Origin of the sequence: Turicibacter sanguinis (assembly GCF_013046825.1) — a bacterium.
Lineage (GTDB): Bacteria > Bacillota_I > Bacilli_A > MOL361 > Turicibacteraceae > Turicibacter > Turicibacter sanguinis.
In genome coordinates this window covers 2,922,073-2,939,203 of record NZ_CP053187.1, presented here as the reverse complement: position 1 = coordinate 2,939,203, position 17,131 = coordinate 2,922,073, and the positions used below count along the sequence as shown (strand labels likewise).

The 17,131-nt window shown below is 34.5% G+C and carries 13 protein-coding genes and 1 tRNA gene; 11 read left to right on the top strand and 3 right to left on the bottom strand.

Features of this window, described 5'->3' with window-relative positions; all coding sequences use genetic code 11:
• Positions 1–12: 12 nt before the first annotated feature.
• The 7 genes from HLK68_RS14205 to HLK68_RS14175 all read left to right on the top strand — a co-directional run bounded on the left by HLK68_RS14205 (position 13) and on the right by HLK68_RS14175 (position 7,539).
• Entirely contained in the window at positions 13–1,653 is a 1,641-nt protein-coding gene (locus HLK68_RS14205; RefSeq protein WP_006785133.1) for a DAK2 domain-containing protein, read from the top strand.
• Between the two features lie 111 nt (positions 1,654–1,764).
• Complete coding sequence (gene recG / locus HLK68_RS14200; protein WP_006785132.1) at positions 1,765–3,810, top strand: ATP-dependent DNA helicase RecG; 2,046 nt, start codon at positions 1,765–1,767, stop codon at positions 3,808–3,810.
• A gap of 116 nt (positions 3,811–3,926) precedes the next feature.
• The gene (gene plsX, locus HLK68_RS14195; RefSeq protein WP_006785131.1) at positions 3,927–4,931 is read left to right on the top strand and encodes a phosphate acyltransferase PlsX; all 1,005 of its coding nucleotides are present in this window, start codon (positions 3,927–3,929) and stop codon (positions 4,929–4,931) included.
• A gap of 144 nt (positions 4,932–5,075) precedes the next feature.
• Entirely contained in the window at positions 5,076–5,786 is a 711-nt protein-coding gene (gene rnc / locus HLK68_RS14190) for a ribonuclease III (RefSeq protein WP_006785130.1), read from the top strand.
• Positions 5,787–6,016: 230 nt separating this feature from the next.
• Positions 6,017–6,787, top strand: coding sequence for an SDR family NAD(P)-dependent oxidoreductase (locus HLK68_RS14185; protein ID WP_006785129.1), 771 nt, complete (start codon positions 6,017–6,019; stop codon positions 6,785–6,787).
• A 66-nt stretch (positions 6,788–6,853) separates the two neighbouring features.
• Positions 6,854–7,318, top strand: a complete 465-nt coding sequence (locus tag HLK68_RS14180) for a GNAT family N-acetyltransferase (protein ID WP_006785128.1) — start codon at positions 6,854–6,856, stop codon at positions 7,316–7,318.
• A gap of 144 nt (positions 7,319–7,462) precedes the next feature.
• Positions 7,463–7,539, top strand: a tRNA-Arg gene (locus HLK68_RS14175).
• An 84-nt stretch (positions 7,540–7,623) separates the two neighbouring features.
• Here HLK68_RS14175 and HLK68_RS14170 read toward each other — a convergent pair.
• Positions 7,624–8,277 carry a M48 family metallopeptidase gene (locus HLK68_RS14170; protein ID WP_006785127.1) on the bottom strand — a complete coding sequence of 218 codons (654 nt, stop codon included), beginning with the start codon at positions 8,275–8,277 and terminating at the stop codon, positions 7,624–7,626.
• A gap of 218 nt (positions 8,278–8,495) precedes the next feature.
• On the opposite strand from HLK68_RS14170, the gene HLK68_RS14165 reads away from it, so the two are divergent.
• Complete coding sequence (locus HLK68_RS14165; protein WP_055163623.1) at positions 8,496–8,768, top strand: hypothetical protein; 273 nt, start codon at positions 8,496–8,498, stop codon at positions 8,766–8,768.
• Positions 8,769–8,813: 45 nt separating this feature from the next.
• Here HLK68_RS14165 and HLK68_RS14160 read toward each other — a convergent pair whose 3' ends face one another.
• On the bottom strand, positions 8,814–9,902 hold the full coding sequence (locus HLK68_RS14160; RefSeq protein WP_006785379.1) for a PRK06851 family protein: 1,089 nt from the start codon (positions 9,900–9,902) through the stop codon (positions 8,814–8,816).
• Positions 9,903–10,106: 204 nt separating this feature from the next.
• Here HLK68_RS14160 and HLK68_RS14155 point away from each other — a divergent pair, with 204 nt between their 5' ends.
• Complete coding sequence (locus tag HLK68_RS14155; protein ID WP_006785378.1) at positions 10,107–11,003, top strand: DUF368 domain-containing protein; 897 nt, start codon at positions 10,107–10,109, stop codon at positions 11,001–11,003.
• Between the two features lie 271 nt (positions 11,004–11,274).
• On the opposite strand, the gene HLK68_RS14150 is transcribed toward HLK68_RS14155, so the two are convergent.
• Positions 11,275–12,366 carry a GntR family transcriptional regulator gene (locus HLK68_RS14150; protein ID WP_081448244.1) on the bottom strand — a complete coding sequence of 364 codons (1,092 nt, stop codon included), beginning with the start codon at positions 12,364–12,366 and terminating at the stop codon, positions 11,275–11,277.
• Between the two features lie 329 nt (positions 12,367–12,695).
• Between HLK68_RS14150 and HLK68_RS14145 the strand changes: the two genes are divergently transcribed.
• Together HLK68_RS14145 and HLK68_RS14140 are read left to right on the top strand one after the other, a co-directional pair.
• Positions 12,696–13,835 carry an exonuclease SbcCD subunit D gene (locus tag HLK68_RS14145; protein WP_132942612.1) on the top strand — a complete coding sequence of 380 codons (1,140 nt, stop codon included), beginning with the start codon at positions 12,696–12,698 and terminating at the stop codon, positions 13,833–13,835.
• Between the two features lie 2 nt (positions 13,836–13,837).
• Entirely contained in the window at positions 13,838–16,969 is a 3,132-nt protein-coding gene (locus HLK68_RS14140; protein WP_006785375.1) for an AAA family ATPase, read from the top strand.
• Positions 16,970–17,131 lie beyond the last annotated feature (162 nt).

Below are 17,131 nucleotides of genomic sequence, written 5' to 3'. Positions count from 1 at the left end.
GGAGTATTGTTCATGTCGTTGAAACAGATAAATGGTATCGTATTTAAACAAATGGTAATAAATGGAGCTAATAACTTAGCCAACAAATCTAAATATGTTGACCAATTAAACGTATTCCCTGTTCCGGATGGAGATACAGGAACAAATATGAGTATGACTATGACTGCGGGAGCAAAAGAGTTAGTTTCTTTAAATGAAGCCTCAATTGGAAAAGTAGCAAAAGTTTTATCACGTGGTTTATTAATGGGTGCCCGTGGAAACTCAGGTGTTATTTTATCACAATTATTTAGAGGATTTGCTACAGGTCTTGAGGGGAAAGACGAAGCGAGTATTGAAGAGATTGCTTTTGCACTTGAAAGTGGTGTTAAAACAGCTTATAAAGCAGTTATGAAGCCAGTTGAAGGAACTATTTTAACTGTTGCTCGTGAATCGGCTGAAGCTGCTGTTTGCAAATATGAAACAGTTGAGACCATCACTGATTTATATGAACTAGTCGTAAATGAAATGCAAATTTCATTGGATCGTACACCAGATCTTTTACCTGTTTTAAAAGAGGTAGGCGTTGTTGATAGTGGTGGACAAGGGTTAACATATATTTTTGAAGGATTCTTAAAAGCTTTAAAAGGTGAAGTAATTAATTTAGAACAAGTATCTGAAACGACACAAGAATCAGCTCAAATGGCATTAAGCAGTGATGAAATTGAATTTGGATATTGTACAGAGTTCATTTTACGTTTAGATGAGGAACGCACTCCATTTAAAGAAGAAGTTTTCCGCGGACGTTTGGAAAAGTTAGGAAATTCGATTGTCGTTGTTCAAGATGAAGACATTGTTAAAGTTCATGTTCATACCTTAACACCAGGAGAAGCTTTAACATTAGCACAAAAACATGGTGAATTTGTGAAGTTAAAGATTGAAAATATGACAGAACAACACAATGAAATTATCGGACAAAATAGTTCTGAACCGGCTATGCCAGCGACAAAAGAACAAGTGGAATATGGAATTATTTCAGTTGTTGCAGGTGAAGGGATTAAGCACTTATTTGAGGAACAAGGATGTCATTATGTGATTGAAGGTGGACAGACAATGAATCCATCAACAGAAGACTTCTTAAAGGCAATTGATGAATTAAATGCAAAAAATATTATTATTTTACCAAATAATAGTAATATTATCATGGCAGCTAATCAAGCGGCTCAAGTAACAGAAGATATTAATGTTGTTGTTATTCCGTCAAAAACAATTCCACAAGGTTATACATCATTAATTATGTTTAATGAAAATGCATCTGTTACTGAAAATACTGAAGTAATGACACAAGCTATTACAGAAGTAAAATCAGGACAAGTTACATATGCTGTTCGTGATACACAAATGAATGGTGTTGACATTAAGGAAAATGATTTTATCGGAATTTTAGATAAAGATATTGTTGTATCAGTACCAGATCGTTTTGAAAGTGCTTGTGCTTTAGTTGATAAAATGATTGATGAAGATAGTGAAATTGTAACGATCATTTACGGTGAAGGAACAGATGAAGATGAAGCTGATGAATTAGCAGAGTACATTGAAAACAAATATGATGACGTAGAAGTAACGATTTTCAATGGAGAACAACCTGTTTATTCATACATTATCTCAGTTGAGTAATAGAATGAGATTTGAGACGTGTTAATCATTTAACACGTCTTTTTTCATATTTAAATTGACACTTTATGATACAATATAAGAAAAAATGATGATTTGAAAGGGTGTGAGAAAATGTCATTAAATGAAATTTTAGTTACAGAAGTTAAAGGGGTCGGCAAAGCAATGGTTGAAAAGTTGGCTCAACTTAAAATTGTGACGGTAAAAGATTTATTAGAGTATTTTCCCTATCGCTATGAAAATTATGAATTGATTGATATTCATCACGCCATGCATGAAGAAAAAATTACCGTTGAAGCAAAAGTCATTACAGCTTGTAGTGTTCAATATTATGGAAAAATGAAGGCTCGTATGAGTTTTAATGTGTTAGTTAATCATGAAGTCGTTAAAGTCGTTGTCTTTAATCGTCAATTTTTAAAAAATCAATTAAAGTTAGATACTTTAATTACCGTGACGGGAAAATGGGATTTAGGACGTAAGGTAATTACAGCGACAGATATTATCATTGGGAGTGCAGAGGGAAGAGGAATTGAGCCAGTTTATTCTTTAAAGGAAATTCCAACTAAAACATTTAAAAAAATAGTAAAAGCAGCCTATGAACAATTTCACTCACTGATTAATGATGATCTTCCACTCGACTTGCAACAATCTTATCGATTAATTTCATATAAGGATGCTGTATCATTTGCCCATTTTCCAAAGAATAAAGAACAAGTACGTCAAGTTGAACGCCGTATTAAATATGAGGAATTATTGAAGTTTCAGCTTAAAATTCAATATTTACGTCATCAAACGAAACATGAAAAAGTAGGGGCGAATAAATGTTTTGATGAGATGAAAGTGGAGCAATTCATTCATCAATTGCCGTTTCAATTAACAGAGGCACAGTTGACTGTATTATCTGAAATCAAAACAGACTTAATGAGTCCCACTCGGATGAATCGATTACTACAAGGGGATGTAGGTTCAGGAAAAACAGTTGTAGCAGCTGTGAGCTTATTTATGACAATGTTAGCTGGTTTTCAGACGGCTTTAATGGTTCCAACTGAAATACTTGGGCAACAACATTATAAATCATTTTGTGAGCTCTTTTCCCCGTTTAAAGAGGTAAACATAGAGTTTTTAAGTAGCTCGGTTAAAGGGAAACGACGACGTGAAATTTTAGAAAAGTTAAGACAAGGTGAAATTAATCTGCTCGTTGGAACTCATGCGATTATTCAACAAGAAGTTGTCTTTCAAAATTTAGGACTTGTCATAACGGATGAACAGCATCGTTTTGGAGTCAATCAGCGAAAAATGTTACGTGAAAAAGGTGAATTTGTAGATGTATTGATGATGACAGCAACGCCAATTCCAAGAACGCTTGCAATTTCAGCTTTTGGTGATATGGATGTTTCAACAATTACTCAAATGCCTAAAGGGCGTAAACCTGTTGAAACCTATTTAATTGATAGTGGAAAGTTAGATCGGGCATTAAATTTTATTCAAGATGAAATTTTAAGTAAAGGTCAACAGGCGTATGTTATTACCCCACTAATTGAGGAATCTGAAGCGATGGATGTACAAAATGCGGTAGAAGTGTATCATTTGTGGCAACACCATTTTCAGGGACGGGCAAAGGTCGGATTAATGCATGGACGTTTGTCTCAAGCTGAAAAAGATGCTGTAATGGATGATTTCGTGGCGAATCGTTCTCAAATTTTAATTTCAACGACTGTGATTGAGGTTGGAGTAAACGTTCCAAATGCCAATTTGATGCTCATTTATGATGCCCACCGATTTGGATTATCGCAATTACATCAGTTAAGGGGACGTGTTGGACGTGGAAGTGAACAGGCCTATTGTCTATTGATGAGTGATATTAAAAATGAAGCGAGCTTAGAGAGACTAACAATTATGACTCAGACAACGAATGGCTTTGAAATATCAGAAGCTGATTTAAAACTTCGTGGTCCTGGAGATTTCTTTGGGGAGAAGCAGTCAGGGGTTCCAGTGTTTAAAATGGCGGATTTAGTACAAGATTTTAATATTTTACAAGTTGCGATGCAAGATGCTTATCGTTTAGTCAGTTCAGATGAATTTAAACAAAATAATTTATATTTACCACTACGCGATTATATCGAATCAACGGTGGCCAATGAGATGCATCAATTTGATTAAAATCAGAAAAGTTAGGTGTCGAAAACCTTTGAAATAGTTTATAATGGTAATAGTTATTTTTTTTATAAGATGAATGAATGCTAAGGAATTAGCGTCAATGAATGAGGTGACATGAAATGTTTAAAATAGGATTAGACGCCATGGGTGGCGATTTTGCTCCAGAACAACCAGTATTAGGTGCTTATGAAGCAGTGGAAAAATTTAATGATATTGAGATTTTGTTATATGGGCAAGCGGATGAAATAAAAAAATATATGAAGGAACCACACGAGCGTATTAAAATCGTTCATTGTGAAGAAGTGATTCCGATGGATATTAAAGATCCTGCCATGGCCATTCGAAAATATAAAGATTCTTCAATGGTACGTGCTTGTAAAGATGCTAAAGCTGGTGAAATTGATGCGGTTGTTTCAGCAGGAGCTACAGGTGCGTTAATTGCAGCGGGAACGTTGGTTGTAAAACGTTTGAAAGAAGTGGAGCGTCCAGCCTTAGCTCCTGTTATGCCGACGATTAAAGCAAATAAATATACGATTTTATGTGATGCTGGAGCAACAAGTGAGGCCAAACCTCAATATTTATATCAGAATGCGAAAATTGCTTCAATTTATGCCAAAGAAGTGTTACATATTCAAAACCCAAGTGTTGCTTTATTAAATATTGGAACAGAAGAAGGAAAAGGAACAGACCTTCAAAAAGAAGCATTTAAATTGATTCAAGCGGATTCTTCGATTAACTTCGTTGGAAATATGGAAGGAAAAACAATGATTTCTGGTGAAGTAGATATCATTGTGGCAGATGGATACTCTGGAAATATTGCCTTAAAAGCGGTAGAAGGGACTTCAAAATCAGTCTTTTCATTATTAAAAGAAGAATTAATGTCTTCAACACGAGGAAAAGTAGGGGCTTTAATTTTAAAACCAATTTTTAGCCGTATTAAAAAGCGAATGGATGCTTCAGAGGTAGGGGGAGCAATGTTACTTGGGGTAACAGCACCTGTTATCAAAGCTCACGGATCATCGGATTCTCTTGCTATAATGAATGCGATTCGTCAAGCACGTGAAGCTGTTTCACAAGATGTCGTGAATAAAATTAGTCAAGCATTGAGAGAAAATGTTGAATAGTCATCTGATTTGCAGTTGAAAATAGATGTAGAAATGTCTTGTTACTTCTATTTTCGTCGAAAACACTCGACTCTTTACGAATCTCTTGTGAAAAGCCTGGAAAAGGGTTATAATTATTTGGAATTTGAATGGAGGTGAAATATTTTGGCATATTTAGATCAATTAGCGGAGTTTTTAAAAGAAAATAAGATTGCGTTTCGTCAACTAGATCGTTATTGTCAGGCTTTTACTCACTCATCGTACGTTAATGAACATCGCCATTTAAAAATTGAAGATAATGAGCGATTAGAATATCTAGGAGATGCGGTCTTAGAATTAACAGTCTCAAACTACCTTTTTAATTTAAAACCTTCTCTTTCAGAAGGTGAAATGACGAAGATTCGTGCCCAACTTGTCTGTGAGCCATCACTTGAGTCTTATGCTCGTAATTTAAACTTAGGAAAGTTAATGTTATTGGGGCGTGGTGAAGAAAATTCTGGAGGTCGTGAACGTCCAACGGTTTTAGCTGATGCGTTTGAAGCATTTGTTGGGGCGATGTATCTTGATTTAGGAATGGACACGGTTTACTCATTTGTTCATGAGATTATTCATAAAGCTTACCAACAAGGTGAAGTGACACAAGTATTTGATTATAAAAGTACGTTACAAGAACTTGTGCAAGCAGATTCTAAAAAAGCAATTGAATATCGTATTATTTCTGAGACAGGTCCAGCTCATAATCGTTCATTTGAAGCTATTGTTTTGTTGGATGGGATTACGCTTGGACGTGGAATTGGAAAAACTAAAAAAGAAGCTGAACAACAAGCAGCTAAAGGTGCAATAGAGATTCTAGCGAAGAATCATGAAAAAAAATAATCTATTGTTAAAGAGATTAGTCTAGATTTGTGTTTAATAGCAATAAATAGTTACCTATATAATCGGAACCTTTGTATCCAATACATTTACGTGTTAAGGCTGATGAAAGAAATATTGAAACCATTTTTGTAAATATCTAGATGAATGATAGGAAGGAAGAATGCAAAACTTTATTTGTTTAAAGTATGGTTTTGCTTTCTTCTTTTTGTTTTTTACAAGGAGGAGTTATTGTGGGTTATTTTGTTGTAACGGGAGCTTCATCAGGGATAGGAGAAGCCATTTGTTATGCACTTGCAAAACGTGGGTATTCACTAATTTTAGTAGCAAGAAGAGAAGAGTTATTAAAACAATTAAAATCTGATATTTTAAAAAAATATAAAGTGAAAGTTGAAGTGATGCCGTTTGATTTATCGGATATGAAGCAAACGGAATTGCTCTATGAGGCTTGTCAGATTTATTCTATCGAGGGTTTAATTAATAATGCAGGATTTGGATTATTTGGTGACTTTATCGAGATAAACTTAGAGAATGAATTAAATATGATTGATTTAAATATTAAAAGTTTACATCTTTTGAGTAAATTATTTTTAAAAGATTTTGTGGAGCAAGATAAGGGATATCTGATGAATGTCGCTTCAACTGCAGCCTTTCAATCTGGTCCCTTAATGGCGAGTTATTATGCTACAAAAGGGTATGTCTTACAATTAACAGAAGCCATTTCTTATGAGCTACAGATGAAGAAATCAAACGTTAAGGTAAGTGTTTTATGTCCAGGTCCAGTTGATACAGATTTTCAAAAACGTGCACATATTCAGGTGGCATCAACTAAAATTAAAACAGCAGAAGAAGTGGCTGAAATTGCAGTTGCAGGCATGTTAAAAGGAAAAGAAGTCATTGTTCCAGGAATGATTAATCGATTTTTGTTATTTTTTAATCGTTTTATTCCAAGAAAATGGGGCCGTATGCTCGTTTATCGAAATCAATTGAAAAAACAAAAGTAATCCAACTATTTTATTAGTCATAAATTGTGTTTCTATCTAATACAATCATCATTAAGAGGTGAGAGTATGAAAGTAAGGCTAGGGACAGTTGAGGATATCGATTTAATTGTTCGTTTAAATAATGAACTCAATCAAATGATGTCCAAGTTGCAACCGGATGATTTTAAAAAAATAAGTGAAGATATCGATTGGGTGCGGCAGTATTTATTGAATGAGAAAGCAGATTATCTATTGTTAGAAGATGAAGGTGAAATTCGGGGACTTGCTCTTGTTGAGCAATTAGAATCAATTGATCTTCCATCTTTACTCAAGCGTCATTATGTTTATTTAGTACATTTAGTTGTGGATCCTTTATATAGAGGATGTGGATATGGACATGAATTATTTAAGGCGGCTAAGGATTGGGGGAAAGACCGTCAATTAGAGTATATTGAGCTAAGTGTATTAGCTAATAATCAGGCAGCCTTAATGTTTTATGAAAAAGAAGGTTTGATGAATGTTCGAAATGTGATGAGAACCCCGATCAAATAAAGTAAGGATGAAAGGTAACTCAAGAGAACTCGATTATCTTTCATTCTTGAATAGTAATGTTTGTTAATAATTAACAGATATTTGGTTGACGAAGAAAATGATGTAGAGTATAATATTAAATAAGATAATAAATGTAAATCTTATGCGCTTGTAGCTCAATTGGATAGAGCATCTGACTTCGGATCAGAGGGTTGTGGGTTCGACTCCTGCCAGGCGCGCCATTTTTATTTGTTAATCATAGACTACTTATTTAGGTGGTCTTTTTTTTTGTTCATAAAAAGGCACTCCCTCATGGGAGTGCCTTTTTAAATGGTCATGACGATTCCAAATCTTGAAAGATAGTCTTGATGTTGTTTAAAGTTCACATCATACATCCCAACCTTACGCCAGAAAGAGCGGTCATGGTTCATATGAAAAATATGACATAGCTCGTGAATAACAACGTAATCAATCACTTCAATTGGGGCCATAGACAGTTTATAGTTGAATGTAAGTTGCTTGTTAGAATCACAAGTTCCCCATGTTTTAGGGGAGTCTACCACAGTGACGTTTTTAGCTTTGACGCCAATGATTTTTTCAAAATGTTGAACACGTTTTTTTATGATCTTTTTCGTTTGAGTGGTATAAAATTGTTGTAGTTGCTTTTGAATTTCTTTCTCTGACTCAGGTATTTCTGGAATGAGTTGATTAAGATGATAACCTTTTCCAAGATAGAGGAAAATTTCTTCTTTATCGTAGGATTTTTCGTTTGAGATATATTTTCGATTCTCTATCTTTTCTTGAACTTTTAGTAACAGATTAGCGTTTGAATTCATAAATTCATGGATAGCTTGTTCCGATGTTTTTTGAGGTACCTTCAAGGTGATATGTCCCTCTGGTGTTATATCTAGCACCATTTTTTTTCGTTTTCCATATTGAATATCAAATATAATTGATTTGTTCTTAATTGTGATTTGCATAGTAGGTCTCCGGTATTTAATTAAAGAATATAACTTATTATATCACACAATCCGAAGGGATTGAGAGGTGGATTCAAGTGATAAAAAGTTTAAAGAAATTGGATTCTTTTTTATCATAAAACTTTTTTTTAAGCATATGGTTAATTGTAGCTCAAAATACACGGTGTTCATTGAATCACCAATCCAAAAACTAATCATACTAAAAGGAGAGGTTAAATATGTGGGAACATACTCAAGAGGGAGTCGCAAGAAAATTTGAAACAAGAGGAAAAGAAGAAGTAATCGTTGAGATTAAAACAAAACAAGGGATTGCTGTGATTAAGTATCCTAACTATGAACAAGTGATTTGCGGGATTCGAGATAATAAAGTGAAAATTTGGAATGATCTTTTATTTGATCCGGTAACTTATCATCAAATTAAATCACAGATGACGGCACTTTGTGTCAAAAAAGAAACAGCATCAAATAAAAATGCGACAAAACGTCGTTAATATAATAAAAAAAGCGATTGTCTACAAAGACAATCGCTTTTTTTATTACATTAATTCTTCAATTTTTGTTTTTAAGTCAACATAAATTTTTTCGATAATATCGAAATCAACAGCATCAATATAAAATTGTTCTAATTGATCATGAAATTGTTTAGCAAGACCTAAAGCATCCGTTCCTTTTTTAATGGTTTGTTTATATCGATTTGAGATTTCTTTCAGAGCGGCTTCATTCTTTTCATCTGTTCCTTTAGTGACCAGAGCATCGTACATATCGATGATTTCATCTGTTGGTTTGTTTGGAAAGTATTCGTGAGGAGCTGTTGAATCGAAGAAACAGATACCTTTAGAGGGGATTAATAGCATGTCAAGTGAGTCTGGATCAAATGAACAGTGATAGATTTCAATATCATATCCTAGTTCTTCACAGTGGGCTGCCATTTGTTTTAGAAGGGTTGACTTTCCTGTTCCAGGACGTCCTTTAATAAAGTAGCGTTTACTTAAGTCCTCAGTTAAGTTTTGAATATAGTCAGTTGATCCGGTTGGAGTAGAGGCTCCAAAAAATCGATGTTTAACCACTGCGGTATGATCTTGTTTTTCAAAATTTAATAAGGTGTCACAAATATATTGTCTAAGTAAAGGGGCTTTGTTAAAATCCATTTCAGCTATGTAGATGCTTTCCCATTCATCATGAATCCCTAATGCTTCGGCGTAAGATTGGTATAAAACATCATAGCAGTGTCCAATTTGATATTTTAGAGCTAAAATATCAGCTGTATGAGGTTTTAATAGTTGACGGTCCCAAGCAACGCCTAAATTGACGTATTCTTCAATAGCACCAGGGGCAGTTGGTTCAATAACGTGTGGAGCAGTTCCATCGACAATTCCAACAGAAAGTTTAGGAATAATGACCCCATCAAGTGAATCTGCATCAGATGAACAATGGATAAATTCAATATCATACCCTAAATCATAAAAGTGGGCCCCAATTTTTTTCATCAAAGTTGATTTACCTGTTCCAGGACCTCCTTTTAAAATATACAAGTTATTTAATCCTTGTAAATTAGAATCAAAAAAATTACAAAATCCTTTTGAACTATTTGCGCAAGTAAAATAGTTTTTGATTGATGCTCCCATATACATCCTCCTTAGATGAAACCTAATAGACTTTACTTTTTATCATATGGGACGTAGGCCTAGAGTGTTCATAAAAATCGTCTTTTTTTTATATGAAAATCGATAACTTTCTTTCATTGCGATATAAGTCGTCTTATGATATGATTAAACTAATTATAATATCATCACAAGGGATGAACTAGAATAGTAGAGGTGGATTAATCGATGTTTTTTGTTAATTTAATACGTGGTTTTTTTATGGCATTAGCCGATAGTGTTCCGGGTGTTTCAGGAGGAACGATCGCATTTATTTTAGGATTTTATGATCAATTTATCGGATCATTAAATACATTGATTTCAAAAAATAATAAAGAAGAAAAATTAAAAGCTTTGAATTTCTTAATTAAAATTGGAATTGGTTGGGCCATTGGGCTGATTGGTTCTGTTTTATTTTTAGCTTCTATTTTTGAAGAACATATTTATAATATTAGTTCTTTATTTATTGGATTTATTATTTTCTCAATTCCGTTAATTATTAAAGCGGAGCGCGAAACATTAAGAAATAAATATATTAATCTTGTTTGGACAGTTACCGGAATTTTGATTGTAGTTGCGATTTCTGTCTTTAATCCTATTTCTTCGGGTGGAGGAATTAACATTTCTTTATCAAATTTAAACATTGGATTAATCATTTATGTCTTCTTAGCTGGGATGATCGCCATTTCTGCTATGGTGTTGCCTGGAATTTCAGGATCAACTTTATTATTAATTTTCGGACTTTATACGACAATTATTGGGGCTATTAAAGAGGTTTTAACGTTTAATTTCAGTTATGTTCCTATTTTATTTATTTTTGGAATTGGAATTATTACTGGAATCTTATCAACGATTAAATTAATTCGTCATGCTTTAGAAAATGCACGTCCACAAATGATTTATCTTATTTTAGGATTAATGATTGGATCAATTTATGCGGTTTTAATGGGGCCGACAACGCTTGAGACACCGCAATTACCAATGTCATTTGAGACATTTAATCTTCTTTACTTCATCATTGGTGGGGCAGTAATTATTGGATTAGAACAATTTAGTGCAGCTTTAGAGCGCAAACAGCAACGTTAATAAAAAAATACTGTACACGTTATGTACAGTATTTTTTTGATATCTCTGTAAACGTTTTATTAAAAGTGTAGATTGAAAAAAGTTATCATGAAGTTGTGTTTTGTTTTTATAAGTTGTTTGTAGTTTCAAGGGGGAGATAGGATTTGAGAATTAGGGGCTAAGAAAGGGAAGGTAAAGAAGTTTATATCCTTTGAATGTAGTATTTCACCTCATGAAAGTCAGCTCTTTAAATTAATTCAAAAGTAAAAAAATCGACCGCTGGTCGATTTTTTTATTTTGTTAACTTAGCAACTGATTTTCTGATTATTAATTCAGGATGATAAGTATGTTTCATTTCATAATGTGGATTATTAATCATGCTCAGAATGGACTCAGCCGCAAGTTTTCCTAACTCTTTTCCAGGATGTGTGATACTAGTTAAGGGGACGACTCCGATTTGACTTAAGCTTGAGTTATCAAAGCTAACAAGTGAAAGGTCATGAGGAACGTTCAGGTCATTTGAAGCGAGTAGTTGAATCAATTTCATTGCAATTTGATCGTTATAGCAAACAATGGCAGTTGATGATTTGAATTTTTTTAATAATTGAGGAAGGTTTTCAAGGCAGAATTGTTGTTCCATGTTTTCCGTTGAGTACCAAATAATCGCAGATTCATCAACTGAAAGATTATGCTTATACATTTCAGTTAAAAATCCTTTATAGCGTAAATTTCCTTGCATGTCATCGTATTTGAAAATACCGGTAATATTTTGATGTCCGTTTTCAATTAAATGTCGCGTTGCTAGTTCTCCACCCAGTTCATCATCTACCACAATGTAGTTGCAGTTAAGTTGAGCGTAATGACTATTAATGAAGACAACAGGAATCCCTCGCTGTTCGAATTGATTATAAATATCTAAATTCGGATTTGGTAGAGCCGATTTTGTTCCCTCAACAATTAATCCATCAATATCAGATTTTAATAATGATAGAAGTTGTTCACGTTCTGTATTCACTTTATTTCGTGTTAAACGTAAAGTGGTGTTATATCCATTCAGTGATAAAACTTTTTCAATGCCTGAAATAATGCCAGGGAAAATATAGTCATCTAAATAAGTCGTCACTAAGCCAATTGTTTTTGAGGGGATTTTAGTTTCGCTAAAGATGTGATTGACATAAGTCCCACTGCCTTGTTTTTTTAAAACCAATCCTTCTTTTTCAAGAATAGCAATTGCTTGACGGGCTGTTTGTCGGCTAATAGAAAACTTTTCACACAACTGATTTTCACTAATGAGTTTTTCACCAGCTTTATATGTGTTATTGTAAATATTTTGTTTTATCCATTCAGCAACTGCTACGTATTTAGGTAAATTTTGATTAAGGATAAAAATCCCCCCTTTTTTAGTTGTATCTTTTAAGTTGGAAGTTGTATTGTATAAGTATACAACTTTTTGTTGGCTTTTAAAATAGCTTAAATCGATGAAAATGAAAAATTATATAATGAAATCGATGATTTCGTATAATCATCAGTTAAAAATGACTTCTTCAGAAATAAAAAAAAGAGGCTGTTTTTTATATTTTTTTAAAAGTCGGAATTTGTAGGAAATGCTTGAAAATTATTTTCTCCTATTTCCTAGGGAATGATTGACGGTGGTAAGTTATAAATCGTATAATTTTTATAGAACATTTATTCGATTTTATAAGGAGCGGTTTGATGAGATTAATGCATTTAGGTGATTTGCATTTTGGAAAAATGGTGAATGGGTTTTTAATGATTGAAGATCAAGAATTTGTATTAGAGCAAATTAAACAGTATATTCAAACGTATCGACCTGATGCTGTGATGTTAGCAGGAGATATTTATGATCGTAGTGTGCCACCGGCAAGAGCGGTCGCACTATATAATCAATTTTTAAAAGATTTATTAATTGAGCTAAAGACACCTGTTTTAGCGATTGCAGGAAATCATGATGGGGCAGAATTGATTGATTTTGGACACGAGTTATTTGAAGCGGCACAGTATTATGTCGCAGGGAATTTTACGAAAATTATCAAAAAAGTTAGACTGCAAGATGATGCGGGTCCTGTTAATTTTTATTTATTGCCGTTTGCAGATTATGCCGTTGTCCGAGAAGCTTTAAATCATCCAGAAATCAAATCACTTAATGACGCCATGAAGGCTATTATGGAAGTCAATCCGATTGATTCTACTGAACGTAATGTTTTAATCACGCATGCGTTTGTTGTGGGTGGAGAAGCGCCAGAACAATCGGAATCAGAGAAAAAATTAGTGGTTGGGGGAAAGGAATCGGTGGATGCAACGCTTTTGGAGCATTTTGATTATGTGGCACTTGGGCATTTACATCGAACACAACGTGTGAATAGTGATAAAATCCGCTATAGCGGATCGCTTTTAAAATATTCATTCTCAGAAGAGCATTACCATAAATCGATGACGATGATTGATTTAGACGCAGAAGGTGAGATTAGTATTGAACTATTACCTTTAAAACCACGTCGTGATATGCGTACCATCACTGGAAAACTTGATGAGCTTTTGACGCTTGAGGATGAGGGACAAGAAGATTATCTACGAGTCATTTTAACAGATGAAGGGGAGTTACTCGAACCGATGGCAAAACTTCGTCAGGTGTATCCTAATGTGATGTTGTTAGAACTTGAACGAAGATTTTCAGAATTTAAAGGAAGTCAGTTGAGTGCGAGTGCTCGCCAGACGAAATCAACGGAGGAGTTGTTTGCAGATTTTTATGAGCATCATCGTGGGGAATCTTTGCATGAAGCAGGAAAACAAGTCATTGAACAAACGATTAAAGTTATGAAGGGTGAGTGCTAGAAGTGAAGCCAATTTCATTAAAAATAACAGCTTTTGGACCGTATGCGAAGCAAACGGAGTTAAATTTTAAAGAGGATTTAAAAAATCAAGATATCTTTGTAATTACAGGTCCAACCGGTGCTGGTAAAACAACGATTTTCGATGCGATTTGTTATGCTTTATATGGTGAGACGAGTGGAAATAAACGAAAAGGCGAAGAACTTCGAAGTGACTTTGCCGCAAGTAGTGACAATAAAACGGAAGTTGAGTTTACGTTTTCAGTGAAAGATAAAGTGTATTGTATTAACCGTGCACCTAAGCAGTGGGTTAAAAAGTTACGTGGTGATGGGTTGCGTGAGATGGCAGCCTCTGTTGAGTTACGAGAACTAGATAGTGATCGTGCGCCATTGACGAAGGATATGGATGTTAGAAATGAAGTTCAGGCGATTCTTGGTCTTAGTGTTGATCAATTTAGAAAGATTGTGATGATTCCACAGGGAGATTTTAAAGAGTTTTTATATGCGAATACGGCAAGTAAAGAAGAATTACTTCGTAAAATTTTTGGAACTGATTTTTATAAAGCGTTGCAAGAACAATTAGTAGAACAGTCTAAATGCTTAAAAGCAGAAGTGGCGGATACAGAAAAAGAGATTGCAGCGAAGTTAAAGGTGATTAAATGTGACCCGAGCTCGATGTTATATCAAATGATTGCTGAAAATAAATTATTGGTTCATATTTTAGAAGAAGTGCAAGTTGAATTGGAGAAATTATCACAAGAACAACTGACGCTTCATGAACAAGTGATTGCTGTGGATCAGGATTTACAGGTTCAAATGCAAAAAAGACAGGACGGTCTTTTACTGAATGAAAAGTTTAAGCAAAAAGAGGAAATAGATGCCCGTTTTCAAATGTTGATGAAATCGCGTGAAGCGATGAATGAGTTAGGAAAAAGGGTTGAGTTTTCAAAAAAAGCAGACGAACTTACAAAGCTTGAAAATGAAGTTTTGAAACAACAAACGTTATATAAAAAAGAAGTTAGCTTGCATCAGGCGGGAGTTGAGAAATTAGCTGATCTTGAGCAGCGTTTTATTATTGTGAAGAAGTGTTTTGAAGGAATTGAAGAGTGGCAAGCGACGGTTTCTAAGTTGACCGATGAGATGAATCAGTTGCAAAACTATGCGGATAGTTTAAAGATTATTGAAGAGCGACGATTTGAACAAGATCGTGTGCAAGAGGTCGTGACTAAAATGACGGCTTCTTTAGAAGATAAAAGCAAGCGTCTTAATGAGATGATAGAGGTGCTCAAAACGTTACCGAGTGCGACGGAGCAACAGCAGTTGTTAAAAGAAGCGTGTTTTAAAGAAGAGTTAGAGATGAATCAGTTGAAAGAACAGCAAGGGATTGTAGGGCAGTTATTGACACGCTATGAGCGTCTATTAAAAAATCAGGCTAATTATCAGTATACGATGAATCAGCTAACGAAAAGTCAGGGGTTATTAGACTCATTAAAAGCTGATTATGAGCATCAGGCCGCGTTGTTTATTCATGCATCGGCGATTCGATTAGCGAATGAATTAAAGGTAGGAGAGGCGTGTCCAGTTTGTGGGTCACTTGAACATCCTAATCCTCGAACAAGCGATGAACCTATTTTAAGTAAGGAGGAGCTTGAAGCAAGACGTTTAATGCTAGAATCAAAACAACAAGAGCATCAGTTACTTGAACAGAAAGTAGCGGGAATTGCAGCCACTTTAAAAGAAGAGCAACGTTCAATTGATGAATTAGTTCAAGTGTTAGTTGGGCATCAGTTAATTAAAGAAGATGAGGAGATAAGTCAGTCATTCATACAGATGTTAATGACGCAGATTCAACAACGTATTCAGTTTAAATCACAGACTTTAAAGGAGATTAAATTGAAAGGGCAAGCATTAGAGCAACAGATTGACAGGTTGATCAGACAAAAAGAAGAACAGGAGCTACTGGAGCAAGATTTGAAAGCCTCTGAACATCAATTAGCAGAGCAAGTGGCAAATTTATCATCGGTTCGCCGAGTTGTGATTGAAATGCTTGATGCTATTCCAAAACCATATCAAGATTATTTGATGGTGAAGTCAAAGTTACATGAGGTAAAGCAAGAGCGAAATCAGTTAGAGCAACATATTCGTGAGGCACAGTCTCAGTATCAGCTGTTAACGTCAGAGATGGCGTCAACAAAGGCCACAATTTTAGAAGTTGAGCGTCAAATGACTCATTATCAAAGTGAGTTAACATTAGCGAAGCAACTTTTTGATACGCAGTTGAGGACTGATTTTACATCGGTTGAAGAATATCAATTATCAAAATGCTCGATGCAAGAAATCATGCAGTCAGAAGCTCAAGTTAAAGCATATGAGCAAGAGTTACAAGGGGTTCAAAGTCAGTTAATCGCGCTTGAGCAATCACTAAAAGATTTGGCACCGGTTGAACTTTCAAGAATAGAAGAGTTAATTCGACATTTAAGTGATCAAAAAGAGTTGCTTCAAAAAGAAATGAATGCCAAAGATTTAATTAAAGCGCATAATAAAGATGTGTTAGAGAGCATTCAGCGTCAGTATCGACTCATTCAAAAACGGGAAGAGGAATACCGTGTCATTGGAGAACTTGCCGATCTTGCAAATGGAAAAAGTGGCGGTAAAATGTCATTTGAAACGTATGTGCTTTCTAGTTATTTTGATGATGTGTTAGAGGCTGCCAATTCTCGCCTTGAAAAAATGACAGCACGTCGATACTATTTATTACGACGAGAAGAGGTCAAAGGTGGAGGTCGTAAAGGACTGGATTTAGATGTTTATGATAGTCATACATGTAAAAAACGTCCCGTTAATACGTTATCTGGAGGAGAAAGTTTTAAAGCTTCATTGGCACTTGCACTCGGATTATCAGATACGGTGCAACAAAATTCAGGGGGCATTCAACTCGATACGATGTTTATCGATGAAGGATTTGGAACATTAGATTCTGAGTCACTTGATCAAGCGATTGATATTTTAATGGAATTACAAGATTATGGCCGTTTAATTGGAGTGATTTCACATGTAAATGAGTTAAAAGAACGGATTCCTGCTAAGCTTGTTGTTGAAATGGATTCCAATGGAAGTCGAGCCTATTTTAAAAAATAATCAGAAAAAAAGTTAAATTATAAAAGATAATTTAACTTTTTTATTGCATTAAAATTAAATTCCAATAAAAGGAATGTCGAAAAAAGGCGTATTTGTGTCATTTTTGTGTTATAATTGAGACATGACAAAAAAACAGAATGTTTTATTTGGATGGCAATGAAG

What these genes read in the sequence shown, in the direction of transcription:
- recG (WP_006785132.1), top strand. Translation starts at nt 1,765, where the DNA reads ATGTCATTAAATGAAATTTTAGTTACAGAAGTTAAAGGGGTCGGCAAA.
- HLK68_RS14165 (WP_055163623.1), top strand. Translation starts at nt 8,496, where the DNA reads ATGTGGGAACATACTCAAGAGGGAGTCGCAAGAAAATTTGAAACAAGA.
- HLK68_RS14160 (WP_006785379.1), bottom strand. Translation starts at nt 9,902, where the DNA reads ATGGGAGCATCAATCAAAAACTATTTTACTTGCGCAAATAGTTCAAAA.
- HLK68_RS14205 (WP_006785133.1), top strand. Translation starts at nt 13, where the DNA reads ATGTCGTTGAAACAGATAAATGGTATCGTATTTAAACAAATGGTAATA.
- HLK68_RS14180 (WP_006785128.1), top strand. Translation starts at nt 6,854, where the DNA reads ATGAAAGTAAGGCTAGGGACAGTTGAGGATATCGATTTAATTGTTCGT.
- HLK68_RS14155 (WP_006785378.1), top strand. Translation starts at nt 10,107, where the DNA reads ATGTTTTTTGTTAATTTAATACGTGGTTTTTTTATGGCATTAGCCGAT.
- HLK68_RS14145 (WP_132942612.1), top strand. Translation starts at nt 12,696, where the DNA reads ATGAGATTAATGCATTTAGGTGATTTGCATTTTGGAAAAATGGTGAAT.
- HLK68_RS14170 (WP_006785127.1), bottom strand. Translation starts at nt 8,277, where the DNA reads ATGCAAATCACAATTAAGAACAAATCAATTATATTTGATATTCAATAT.
- plsX (WP_006785131.1), top strand. Translation starts at nt 3,927, where the DNA reads ATGTTTAAAATAGGATTAGACGCCATGGGTGGCGATTTTGCTCCAGAA.